6 protein-coding genes are annotated in these 12,513 nt (G+C 64.0%); all 6 read right to left on the bottom strand.

Annotated elements, in window-relative coordinates; all coding sequences use genetic code 11:
- Positions 1-754 precede the first annotated feature (754 nt).
- The 6 genes from J1902_RS04125 to J1902_RS04100 all read right to left on the bottom strand — a co-directional run bounded on the left by J1902_RS04125 (position 755) and on the right by J1902_RS04100 (position 12,447).
- Positions 755-3,487, bottom strand: coding sequence for a hypothetical protein (locus tag J1902_RS04125; protein ID WP_207614996.1), 2,733 nt, complete (start codon positions 3,485-3,487; stop codon positions 755-757).
- Positions 3,488-3,668: 181 nt separating this feature from the next.
- Positions 3,669-4,859 carry an elongation factor Tu gene (gene tuf, locus J1902_RS04120; protein ID WP_207614995.1) on the bottom strand — a complete coding sequence of 397 codons (1,191 nt, stop codon included), beginning with the start codon at positions 4,857-4,859 and terminating at the stop codon, positions 3,669-3,671.
- A gap of 249 nt (positions 4,860-5,108) precedes the next feature.
- A complete protein-coding gene (gene fusA, locus J1902_RS04115; protein ID WP_207614994.1) occupies positions 5,109-7,223 on the bottom strand; it encodes an elongation factor G in 2,115 nt (704 codons plus the stop codon).
- 69 nt (positions 7,224-7,292) lie between these two features.
- Positions 7,293-7,763 (bottom strand): 30S ribosomal protein S7, encoded by a 471-nt coding sequence (gene rpsG / locus J1902_RS04110; protein ID WP_059387355.1) that lies wholly within the window; start codon positions 7,761-7,763, stop codon positions 7,293-7,295.
- Position 7,764: 1 nt separating this feature from the next.
- Positions 7,765-8,139 carry a 30S ribosomal protein S12 gene (gene rpsL, locus J1902_RS04105; protein WP_207614993.1) on the bottom strand — a complete coding sequence of 125 codons (375 nt, stop codon included), beginning with the start codon at positions 8,137-8,139 and terminating at the stop codon, positions 7,765-7,767.
- A gap of 408 nt (positions 8,140-8,547) precedes the next feature.
- A complete protein-coding gene (locus tag J1902_RS04100; protein ID WP_207614992.1) occupies positions 8,548-12,447 on the bottom strand; it encodes a DNA-directed RNA polymerase subunit beta' in 3,900 nt (1,299 codons plus the stop codon).
- Positions 12,448-12,513 lie beyond the last annotated feature (66 nt).

The raw sequence follows: 12,513 nt of genomic DNA, 5'->3' as shown, positions 1-12,513 counted from the left end.
TGCCTCCCGACGGCGGACGCAAAGGACCACCGCAGAACATAGAGCACGGCGGCGAAACCGGCGCAGCCAACAAGCCACGGGAGGAAGGCGAGCCAGGGGGACGTTCCATCGCCGAAGGCACCGTCGGCCGCCACTGTGGAGCCCAGGAGGCCCGCGGCTGCGGCCGGAGGATAGAACCCCGGGAGGCGCTCGATGTGGGAGGCGGCGAAGCCAACGGCGGCCAGCACGAGGACCGCCAACCCGATGATGCCTTGTGCTCCCTCAAGCGACAGCAGCACGCCTGCCCCCGCGAAGCCAAAGGCCGCGGACAGCCAATACCAGCGCTCAAGGTTTCCGCTTCCTGGGCGGAAACGAAGCCGGGCGGCCGTCACCAGCAGGGACAGTGCCAACAAGGACAACGGCACGGCATCCCGGCCCAGGAGGGGTTCTGTCAGCCAGGTGCCGGCCCGGAATGACAGCTCGGGTCCGGCAGCCACCATCACCGCGATCACGGCCGGAATGGCCAAGTACTCGGCTCCCCGTGCCACGAACAGCCGGCGGGCCACCACGGCCGAGACCAGCAGGAGCATGAGCTCCAGCAGCAGAACCCAGCGGCCGCCGCCGTCGGTTGCGGGCTGCAGCAGATACGCCGCCGGGAGTACGGCCTGGGCAGCAAGCGTCACCCACACGGCGGCCTGCTGGAAAGGGATGTCCTCCAGCCGCGCCCGCATGAGCCATCGGATGATGTGCTGCAGGACGAAGACGCCGGCGAACGTCAGGGACACCACGGCGGCGGAGGCCGACACGTCATGCGCCAGGACGGCGGCGAGGGCCGCCGTGAGGATCCGGGCGGCGATGAAGTAGAGTCCCTTCGCCGTCCGGCCCGGCGCCGCCGGCACCATGGCCACGCAGAACGCCGCGAAGATCCGAGCAGGATCTCGACGTCGTGGATGTGGCCGCCACGCAGCACCAGCAGGAGGAGCAGCGCCGCCGGCGCGAAGACAGCCGTAAACTGTTCCCGCCTGAGCAGGTACCCGGCGGCCACCGCCGATGCCGCCATGACGATCGCGGCCGCACCCGCCTGCCAGCTTTCCGCTGTCACGCCGGACAAGTACGGCCCGGAAGCGTACCGCCCGGACAGGCTCACGACGGCGGCGGCAGCACCCATGAATGGCAGCACCACGGCGGCGTCGATGGCCGCCAGGCTGCGGTTGTGTCCCCGGACTGCAGCCACGAGTGAGGGAATCATCTGCAGGGCCAGGGCAAGGAAGGCCACGGCGGCAAGGCTGAGTTCTTCGCCCGCCAGCACCAGGCCGCCGCCGTCCCCCAGCAATTGCAGATAGCCTGTGCCGGCAAGGACGGTGGCCACTCCGCGGGCCGCCCACCAGTGACCGCGGCGGCCCGGGGTTCCCGCTGGACGCAGGCCCTGAGCGGCGAAATACAACAGGCCGACGAGGAGCACCGTGTTGCCCAGCGCGAGCGACACCCCTGCAAAGGACAGGACCCCTCCCCAGGCCAGGGAGGCTGGCGCCAGCAGAGCGCCGGGCCGGCTCGAAACACGTCCGGCGGCCCATGGGAAGAGGATCCAGCCAGCCGCCGCAGCCGCCAGCACATGGACCACAAGGGCAGTTGCCGCCAAGTGGTGCCCCGGCGCGCGTTCGGCAAGGAGGACCAGGGGCAGTGCCGCCATTCCGGCCCCCGCAAACACCGCGAGGCTAAGCCGCGGCGCCAAGGTCCGAATTCCGGCGCGGATCAGCCCCGCCTCCAGCAGCAACTGGCCAGTCACGGCCGCCACGAAAGCAGCCAGCACCCACGCGGAACGGTCAAGGGCGTCCGGCAACACTCCGGTGGCCACGGCCGGGACAGCCAGCGTCAGGCCCAGCCGGCCCGCAAGGACAAAGACCCTGCGCAAGGGTCCCCCGGACCACACGGCCCGCAGCAGCCAGTACGCCCCGCCGGCGGCCAGCAGCGCCGCCGCCGCCCATCCTCCCAGTTCATGGACGAAGGGCACGGCCACCACAAGGGCCGTCACAGGAAGCCACTCAGCCAAGAGCCCCTGCTTCCCCAGCTTCCAGGCGAGCAGCAGTCCGGCACCGAGCGTCAGGAACAATGGCATCCCCACGGGCAACTGCGCCTCGTTGAGGAGAACGACGGCGGCCGTGACAACGGTCAGCGCCAGCTGAAGGCCGAAGCACAGGAGCCCGTCTGTCCACCAGCGCCTGCCCGGCTGAACGCTGTTGCCTGCCGGGAACCAGCGCGAAAGGTACTGTGCGCCAAACGCAACGCCCAAGGACTGGGCTGCCAGCAGCACCAGGCCGGCCAGCAGCACGTAGGCAAGTTCCGCCCCCGAATCGTTCACGCCCGCCATGACGGCAAGGGTGGACGCGGCTCTGGCCGCATGGAACTGCTGGAGACGGAAGGTGTTCCGGGGAGGGAGTGCCATCACACCGAAGTAGAGCGCGCTCACCGCCATGAGCATGGTGTACTCCCCCGGCCGGAGGTACCGCGGGACGAAGGTGGCCGCAAGCGCCACGAAAGGAACGACGAAGGGATGCAGGACCAGCAGCGGTTTCACATAGACGGGTGGAAGCCACCTTGGCCTGGCCAGGTTCGCCAATGTCAGGAGCACGGCGAGGCCGATCAGGGATGCGAAGTACCAGACCAGGGCACCGCCCAACATGGACACGCCTGACCAGGCTGTGGAGACGAGGAAACTCAGTGACAGGAACGCCAGGACCCGGCTGTCCAGCCGCACTGCCGCCACAACATAGGCCGCCGTGCCCACAGCGGAGGTCACCAGCCAGGCCGCGGGTCCGTCCTGGAGCGCAAAGTTGTACATCGCCAGGCCGGTTACGGGAATCAGCGCAAGCCCCGTTCCGGCGAAGGCGACGGCGGCGGGCTTCAGCCTGGGCGCCTTGGCATGGAGCACGAACCCGCCCGCATAGAAGACCGCGGTGATCGTCCAGACCCCTGCAAACCTCAGGACCGCCGGAAGGCTACTGCCGATGAAAAGGGCCGCAGCGGCCACGAGCAGAAGGCTGGCCACGTACAGCGTGACATTGATGTTCTGTCTGTCCCGTTTCTCCCGCCGGGCAGCCTGCTCGGCGAGCAGCACCTCGGGTGGGAGCTGCTGGGCTGGCTGCGTCGACGGGTGTGGGGAGGACGCCACCGCCGGCTGCACGGGCTGCGCCGGGAGAATGGGGCGAGCCACTGGGCTGGGGGCGCGCACCGCACTGACCTGGACCGGGCTGGACGGGCGGGGCAGCCACGCGGGCGCCCCCGCGGCCGGGACAGTGCGTGGGTCTTCGTGTGCAGCGGCGTCACGCCAACCGGCCAGGTGACCGGCCAGATAGCCGGCACGATAGGCCCCGGCGTCGCCCGTGCTGTTGCCACGCACCAGCCGCGCCGCTTCGTGGCTCCCACGTTCCTTCCGTCCGCGCGTGACACCGGCGGCAAAGCCCACCAGGGCAATGGCCACCACGAACATTATCGTGATCATTGCGGTCATGAACCCCTGCATGCCAGCTCCCCTGTTCCGCTGGTGCCGGGCGCATCCGCCGCCCACCATTAATCCATTCGATTGATTAATCGTAGCAAAGAAGGACCCCGCCACATAGGTGGCGGGGTCCTTCTTTTGGCTTGTTACCGTCTGCCAGGCAGCCGGTCCTTCACCGATCTACAAGCAGAAACTACTTGATGATCTTGGTGACACGTCCCGAACCAACGGTGCGGCCGCCTTCGCGGATAGCGAAGCCGAGGCCCTCTTCCATTGCGATCGGCTGGATGAGCGCAACGGTCATCTCAGTGTTGTCGCCGGGCATAACCATTTCCGTGCCTTCCGGCAGGGTGATAACGCCGGTGACGTCCGTCGTACGGAAGTAGAACTGCGGGCGGTAGTTCGAGTAGAACGGGTTGTGACGTCCGCCTTCATCCTTGGACAGGATGTAGACGTTGGCCTCGAAGTCGGTGTGCGGGGTGATGGAACCCGGCTTGACAACAACCTGGCCACGCTCGACGTCGTCGCGCTTCAGACCGCGGAGCAGGAGGCCACAGTTCTCGCCGGCCCATGCTTCGTCGAGCTGCTTGTGGAACATCTCGATACCGGTAACGGTGGTCTTCTGGACCGGACGGATACCAACGATTTCAACTTCAGAGTTGATCGCAAGGGTACCGCGCTCGGCGCGGCCCGTAACAACGGTGCCACGGCCGGTGATCGTGAAGACGTCTTCGATCGGCATCAGGAACGGCTTGTCGCGGTCACGTACGGGGTCCGGAACGGACTCGTCGACAGCTTCCATGAGGTCCTCGACGGACTTGACCCAGATGGGGTCGCCTTCGAGAGCCTTCAGACCGGAAACGCGAACAACCGGAGCTTCGTCGCCATCGAAGCCCTGAGCGCTGAGCAGCTCACGGACTTCCATTTCAACGAGGTCGAGGAGCTCTTCGTCTTCAACCATGTCCGACTTGTTCAGCGCAACCAGCAGGTAGGGAACGCCAACCTGGCGGGCGAGCAGAACGTGCTCGCGGGTCTGGGCCATCGGGCCGTCAGTGGCGGCAACCACGAGGATTGCACCGTCCATCTGTGCAGCACCGGTGATCATGTTCTTGATGTAGTCAGCGTGACCCGGAGCGTCTACGTGTGCGTAGTGGCGCTTCTCGGTCTGGTACTCAACGTGGGAAATGTTGATCGTGATACCACGCTGGCGCTCTTCCGGAGCAGAGTCAATCGACGCGAAGTCGCGCTGCTCGTTGAGAGTCGGGTACTTGTCGTACAGCACCTTGGAAATGGCGGCAGTCAGCGTCGTCTTACCGTGGTCAACGTGACCAATGGTGCCGATGTTGACGTGCGGCTTAGTCCGCTCGAACTTTGCCTTTGCCACAGGTTCCTCCTAGAACGATTTCAAGTGAGTTGCTCCTCGGCCGCGCTTTTCGCGGCAGAAACTCCAGCAAGTCTACTTGGGGGCTTTGGATTTGGTGAAATTGCAGATTCAGGAACCAATACTAGTCCCTAGAGCCTGTTCGTGCAGGTGGCCGAAATCCGGTCAGGACCGGGAACCGGCCACCTGCACAAGGTGCTGTTCTGGTGTCAGAACCTCACCCAAGTTGCTCGCTGTGAAAGTCCGTAAGGACTATTCGCCGCGGGTCTTCTGGATGATCTCGTCGGCTACTGCCTTCGGGACCTCTGCGTAGCTGTTGAACGTCATGGAGTACACAGCGCGGCCCTGGGTCTTCGAACGCAGGTCACCAATGTAGCCGAACATGCCGGACAGCGGAACGTGTGCACGGATAACCTTGACACCTGCTGCGTCCTCCATGGACTGCATCTGGCCACGGCGGGCGTTCAGGTCACCGATAACTTCACCCATGTATTCCTCAGGGGTGCGGACCTCAACATCCATCAGCGGTTCGAGCAGAACCGGACTCGCCTTGCGTGCGGCTTCCTTGAAAGCCATACGGCCGGCGATCTTGAACGCCATTTCCGAGGAGTCAACATCGTGCGACGCGCCGTCGATCAGCGTGGCGCGGATACCGACAACCGGGTAGCCGGCCAGGACGCCGTCGTTCAGTGCATCCTGGATACCAGCGTCAACGGAAGGGATGTATTCGCGCGGAACGCGGCCACCGGTGACCTTGTTCACGAACTCGTACATCTCGCCTTCGGAAGTGTCCATCGGCTCGATCGCGATCTGGATCTTTGCGAACTGGCCCGAACCACCGGTCTGCTTCTTGTGCGTGTAGTCAAGACGCTCAACAGTGCGCTTGATCGTTTCGCGGTAAGCAACCTGCGGCTTGCCAACGTTTGCCTCGACCTTGAATTCGCGGCGCATGCGGTCCACCAGGATGTCCAGGTGGAGCTCGCCCATGCCGGCGATGATGGTCTGGCCCGTGTCTTCGTTGAGGGAGACCTGGAAGGTCGGGTCCTCAGCGGAGAGCTTCTGGATGGCCGTGGAGAGCTTCTCCTGGTCACCCTTGGTGTTGGGCTCGATGGCAACGGAGATAACCGGTGCCGGGAAGCTCATCGACTCAAGCACGATCTGGTTGGTGGCATCACACAGGGTGTCACCCGTGGTGGTGTCCTTCAGGCCGATGGCTGCGTAGATGTGGCCGGCGGTAGCGCCCTCGACGGGCATTTCCTTGTTGGCGTGCATCTGGAACAGCTTGCCGATGCGCTCCTTCTTGCCCTTGGTGGAGTTGGCCACCTGGGCACCCGCTTCCACGTGACCGGAGTACACGCGGATGAAGGTGAGCTGGCCGAAGAACGGGTGCGCAGCGATCTTGAAGGCGAGGGCCGAGAACGGCTCGTCGGCAGCAGGCTTGCGGGTGAGCTCCTTCTCTTCGTCGCGCGGATCGTGACCGATCATCGGCGGGACGTCGAGCGGGTTCGGCAGGAAGTCGACCACAGCGTCCAGCATCGGCTGCACGCCGCGGTTCTTGAAGGCAGAACCACACAGAACCGGGTAGACCTCGGAGTTGATCGTCATCTTGCGGATGCCGGCCTTGAGTTCCTCAACGGTGAGTTCTTCACCTTCGAGGTACTTCTCCATGAGCTCTTCGGAAGCCTCGGCAACAGTCTCAACGAGCTGCGCACGGTATTCCACAGCCTTGGCCTGGAGATCGGCGGGGATCTCCTGGACCTCGTACTTGGCACCCATGGTGACGTCACCCTTGGCATCGCCCGGCCACACCAGTGCGCGCATCTCGAGGAGATCCACGACGCCGATGAAGTCGTTCTCTGCACCGATCGGCAGCTGGAGAACCAGCGGCTTGGCGCCGAGGCGGCTGATGATGGTGTCTACGGTGAAGTAGAAGTCTGCACCGAGCTTGTCCATCTTGTTGACGAAGCAGATGCGGGGAACGTTGTACTTGTCAGCCTGGCGCCAGACAGTCTCGGACTGCGGCTCCACGCCTTCCTTGCCGTCGAAGACAGCAACTGCGCCGTCGAGGACGCGCAGGGAGCGCTCTACCTCAACGGTGAAGTCAACGTGCCCCGGGGTGTCGATGATGTTGATCTGGTTCTTGTCCCAGAAGCAGGTCACGGCGGCAGACGTGATGGTGATGCCGCGTTCCTTTTCCTGTTCCATCCAGTCAGTCGTCGAAGCGCCGTCGTGCGTTTCGCCGATCTTGTGGTTCACACCCGTGTAGAACAGGATGCGCTCGGTAGTGGTGGTCTTGCCGGCATCGATGTGGGCCATGATGCCAATGTTGCGGACCTTGTTAAGGTCGGTAAGCACGTCCTGTGCCACGGTGTCTCCCTTTCGGATGGACTACACGTTCGCCGCCGGCTCAATGAGCCGGCGGCGTCCGGAAAGTTTTTACCAGCGGTAGTGTGCGAAGGCCTTGTTCGACTCGGCCATCTTGTGGGTGTCTTCGCGACGCTTCACAGCGGCACCGAGACCGTTCGAGGCATCCAGGATTTCGTTCTGGAGGCGCTCGGTCATGGTCTTCTCGCGGCGGGCCTTCGAGTAGCCCACGAGCCAACGCAGGGCGAGGGCGGTGGAGCGGCCCGGCTTGACCTCAACCGGAACCTGGTAGGTGGCGCCACCGACACGGCGGGAGCGGACCTCGAGGGAAGGCTTGACGTTGTCCATGGCCTTCTTGAGGGCTGCAACGGGGTCGCCGCCGGACTTGGCACGTGCACCTTCGAGTGCGCCGTAAACGATGCGCTCTGCAGTGGACTTCTTGCCGTCAATCAGGACCTTGTTGATCAGCTGGGTGACCAAGGGGGAGCCGTAAACGGGATCGGAAACTAGCGGCCGCTTCGGGGCCGGACCCTTGCGAGGCATATTACTTCTTCTCCATCTTTGCGCCGTAACGGCTGCGGGCCTGCTTGCGGTTCTTGACACCCTGGGTGTCGAGCGCGCCACGGACGATCTTGTAGCGGACACCCGGGAGGTCCTTCACACGACCACCGCGAACGAGCACAATGGAGTGCTCCTGGAGGTTGTGGCCAACACCGGGGATGTAGGCGGTTACTTCAACGCCACCGGCGAGGCGCACACGTGCGACCTTACGCAGAGCCGAGTTCGGCTTCTTCGGGGTGGTGGTGTAAACGCGGGTGCAAACACCGCGGCGCATCGGGCTGCCCTTAAGCGCAGGAGCCTTGGTCTTGGAGACCTTCGGCGTGCGGCCCTTGCGGACCAGCTGGTTAATCGTAGGCACTTTCGTGTTCTCCGTTGGTTTGATCTCTGCCCCCGCGCCCGGACGTCAGTCCGGAGGTGCGTGGGAGCTTTGGCGTTGTCCATGCGGCTTTCGGGTCCAGAAGGACTCGTGGGCGTGCAAAAGTGCGGCATTCGTTGCGCACGTAGCCCGCAACCCGGAAACAGGCTCCACCCAGCATCATGAGAACAAAACCGAAATGATGCTGCGGCGGCCTTCATCCACTGCCACACAAAACAATTACCAAAATTCTAGCATGGCTTGATCTGAGGCCTTAATCGGGTGTAAAAGCGCCCGACGACGGCGCGCGCCGGCCGCCGTCGTCGGCCCCTTGCACAGAGGACGGCCCCTTAACGGGAGGAACCCCGCACTCAGTGAGTGCGGGGTTCCTCCTTTGCGCTTCAGGCTCCCTTAGCGGAAGTCGTTGCCCAGGTCGTAGTCATCCAACGGGATGGCGTGGAACTCGGGAGCTCCGTCGCCGCCCAGGGCGTCGTACGAGAAGTCGGTGAAAGCGCTGGGGCCCGTGAACAGGCTGGCCTTTGCTTCCTCCGTCGGTTCGACAGTGACCTCGGTGTAGCGGGGCAGACCCGTGCCGGCCGGGATCAGCTTACCGATGATGACGTTCTCCTTGAGGCCGAGCAGCGGGTCGCTCTTGCCTTCCATGGCCGCCTGCGTCAGGACGCGGGTGGTCTCCTGGAAGGAAGCGGCCGACAGCCAGGACTCGGTTGCCAGGGATGCCTTGGTGATACCCATGAGCTCCGGACGTCCGGAAGCCGGGGTCTGGCCCTCGGACACAACGCGGCGGTTCTCGTCTTCGAAGCGGCTACGCTCTGCCAGCTCACCGGGGAGCAGGGTGGAGTCGCCGGACTCGATGACGGTAACGCGGCGCAGCATCTGGCGGACGATGACCTCGACGTGCTTGTCGTGGATACCGATACCCTGGCTGCGGTACACGCCCTGCACTTCGTCCACAAGGAACTTCTGTGCTGCACGCGGGCCCATGATGCGCAGAACCTGCTTCGGGTCCACGGGACCCTGGATCAGCTTCTGGCCGACGCTGACGTGCTCGCCATCCTCGATGAGGAGACGGGAACGGCGCAGCACCGGGTAGGCAATCTCTTCGGAACCATCGTCCGGAGTGATGACCAGGCGCATCTGGCGCTCGGACTCTTCGATGTTGATGCGGCCGGCTGCTTCAGCAATCGGTGCAACACCCTTCGGAGTACGGGCTTCGAAGAGCTCCTGGATACGGGGCAGACCCTGGGTGATGTCGTCGCCACCGCTGGCGGAGACAGCACCACCGGTGTGGAACGTACGCATGGTCAGCTGGGTACCCGGCTCACCGATGGACTGTGCGGCGATGATGCCGACGGCCTCGCCGATGTCCACGGTCTTGCCGGTGGCCAGCGAACGGCCGTAGCAGAGCGCACAGGTGCCGACCTTGGACTCACAGGTGAGTACGGAGCGGACCTTGACCTCGGTGATGCCGGCTGCGAGCAGCTGGTCGATGACGACGTCGCCGCAGTCGGTGCCGCCGGCGGCCAGCACGTTGCCCTTGGAGTCGACGACGTCGACGGCCAGGGTACGTGCGTAGGCGCTGTTCTCGACGTTCTCGTCCAGAACCAGCTCACCGTTGGAGTCCGGAACTGCGATCGGCGTGATGAGGCCGCGCTCGGTACCGCAGTCCTCTTCGCGGACGATGACGTCCTGCGAAACGTCCACCAGACGACGGGTCAGGTAACCCGAGTTGGCGGTACGGAGAGCGGTATCGGCCAGACCCTTACGGGCACCGTGCGTGGCGATGAAGTATTCCAGCACCGACAGGCCTTCGCGGTACGAAGACTTGATCGGACGCGGGATGATCTCACCCTTCGGGTTGGCCACAAGACCACGGATACCCGCGATCTGGCGGACCTGCATCCAGTTACCACGTGCACCGGAGGACACCATGCGGTTGATGGTGTTCATCGGCGACAGGCCGTCACGCATCACCTGGGCGATTTCGTTGGTGGCCTTGTTCCAGATCTCGATCAGTTCCTGGCGACGCTCGTCGTCGTCGATCAGGCCCTTGTCGTACTGTCCCTGGATCTTGGCAGCCATGGTCTCGTAACCGGCAAGGATGGCCGGCTTGGATTCCGGAACCTCGATGTCGGAGATGGCCACGGTGACGCCCGAGCGGGTTGCCCAGTAGAAACCGGCGTCCTTCAGGTTGTCCAGCGTTGCCGCGGTGACCACCTTCGGGTAGCGCTCGGCGAGGTCGTTGACGATGCGGGACAGTTCGCCCTTGTCGGCAACAGCCTCAACCCACGGGTAATCCGCCGGAAGGGTCTCGTTGAAGATGACCTGTCCGAGCGAGGTCTGGACCAGAGCCGGCTGACCGGCTTCCCAGCCTTCCGGAGCTTCCCAACCTGCATACGGCACGAAGTTGTCCAGACGGATCTTGACCTGGGAGTTCAGGTGCAGATCGCGGGCGTCGTACGCCATGATGGCTTCCGCCACCGAGGAGAAGATCCGGCCCTCGCCGGCAGAGCCGACGCGCTTGGTGGTCAGGTGGTACAGACCGATGATCATATCCTGCGAAGGCAGGGTCACCGGACGGCCATCGGACGGCTTCAGGATGTTGTTCGAGGACAGCATCAGGATCCGGGCTTCGGCCTGGGCTTCCGGGCTCAGCGGCAGGTGGACTGCCATCTGGTCGCCGTCGAAGTCAGCGTTGAAGGCGCCACAAACCAGCGGGTGAAGCTGGATTGCCTTGCCTTCCACAAGCTGGGGTTCGAAAGCCTGGATGCCGAGGCGGTGCAGGGTAGGTGCACGGTTGAGCAGCACCGGGTGTTCGGTGATGATCTCTTCCAGCACGTCCCAGACCTGCGGACGGTAACGCTCCACCATGCGCTTTGCCGACTTGATGTTCTGGGCGTGGTTGAGGTCAACCAGGCGCTTCATTACGAACGGCTTGAAGAGCTCCAGGGCCATCTGCTTGGGCAGACCACACTGGTGCAGCTTCAGCTGCGGGCCGACGACGATGACCGAACGGCCGGAGTAGTCAACGCGCTTGCCGAGGAGGTTCTGGCGGAAACGGCCCTGCTTGCCCTTGAGCATGTCGCTCAGGGACTTCAGCGGACGGTTGCCAGGACCGGTGACCGGACGGCCGCGGCGGCCGTTGTCGAAGAGGCTGTCAACAGCTTCCTGAAGCATGCGCTTCTCGTTGTTGACGATGATCTCCGGGGCACCGAGGTCAAGCAGGCGCTTGAGGCGGTTGTTGCGGTTGATCACACGACGGTAGAGGTCGTTGAGGTCGGAGGTCGCGAAGCGGCCACCGTCCAGCTGGACCATCGGGCGCAGTTCCGGCGGGATCACCGGGACCGCGTCCAGAACCATGCCGAGCGGGCTGTTGTTGGTCGTCAGGAATGCGTTGACGACCTTCAGGCGCTTCAGGGCGCGGGTCTTGCGCTGGCCCTTGCCGTTCTGGATGGTGTCGCGCAGGGATTCGGCCTCAGCCTGCATGTCGAAGGTCTCGAGGCGCTTCTTGATGGCTTCGGCACCCATGGAGCCCTCGAAGTACATGCCGTAGCGGTCACGCAGTTCGCGGTAGAGGCCTTCGTCGCCTTCGAGGTCTGCGACCTTGAGGTTCTTGAAGCGGTCCCAGACCTGCTCGAGGCGCTCGATGTCGGCGTCCGCGCGCTTGCGGACGTTGGCCATCTGGCGGTCAGCGGAGTCGCGGGCCTTCTTCTTGTCGGCAGCCTTGGCGCCTTCGCCTTCGAGACGGGCAAGCTCGTCCTCAAGGTCGCGGGCGATCGTGGCGATGTCGCTGTCGCGGTTGTCCACCATCTGCTTCTTCTCGAGGTCGTGCTCGACCTGGAGGTTCGGCAGTTCAGCGTGACGGTTGTCGACGTCGACGCTGGTGATCATGTAGGCAGCGAAGTAGATGACCTTTTCGAGGTCCTTCGGTGCCAGGTCAAGAAGGTAGCCCAGACGGGACGGAACACCCTTGAAGTACCAGATGTGGGTGACGGGAGCGGCCAGCTCGATGTGGCCCATGCGCTCGCGGCGCACCTTGGCGCGGGTGACTTCAACGCCGCAACGCTCGCAGATGATGCCCTTGAAGCGCACGCGCTTGTACTTGCCGCAGTAGCATTCCCAGTCGCGGGAAGGGCCGAAGATCTTCTCGCAGAAGAGTCCGTCCTTCTCGGGCTTGAGCGTGCGGTAGTTGATGGTTTCCGGCTTCTTAACCTCGCCGTAAGACCAGCCACGGATGTCTTCCGCGGTGGCGAGGCCGATCTGCATGAGGCCGAAGGAGGATTCGCTGGACATTGGGTCCCTGTTCTCTCTTGTTCTCTAAATTCTGAAGTCTTGGTTACGGGAAGAGGGAGGTGCCCG

The organism is Arthrobacter cavernae, assembly GCF_017368795.1.
Classification (GTDB): domain Bacteria; phylum Actinomycetota; class Actinomycetes; order Actinomycetales; family Micrococcaceae; genus Arthrobacter; species Arthrobacter cavernae.
Note: the sequence above shows the minus strand (reverse complement) of the source record. Positions and strands in the feature narration are given on the sequence as shown.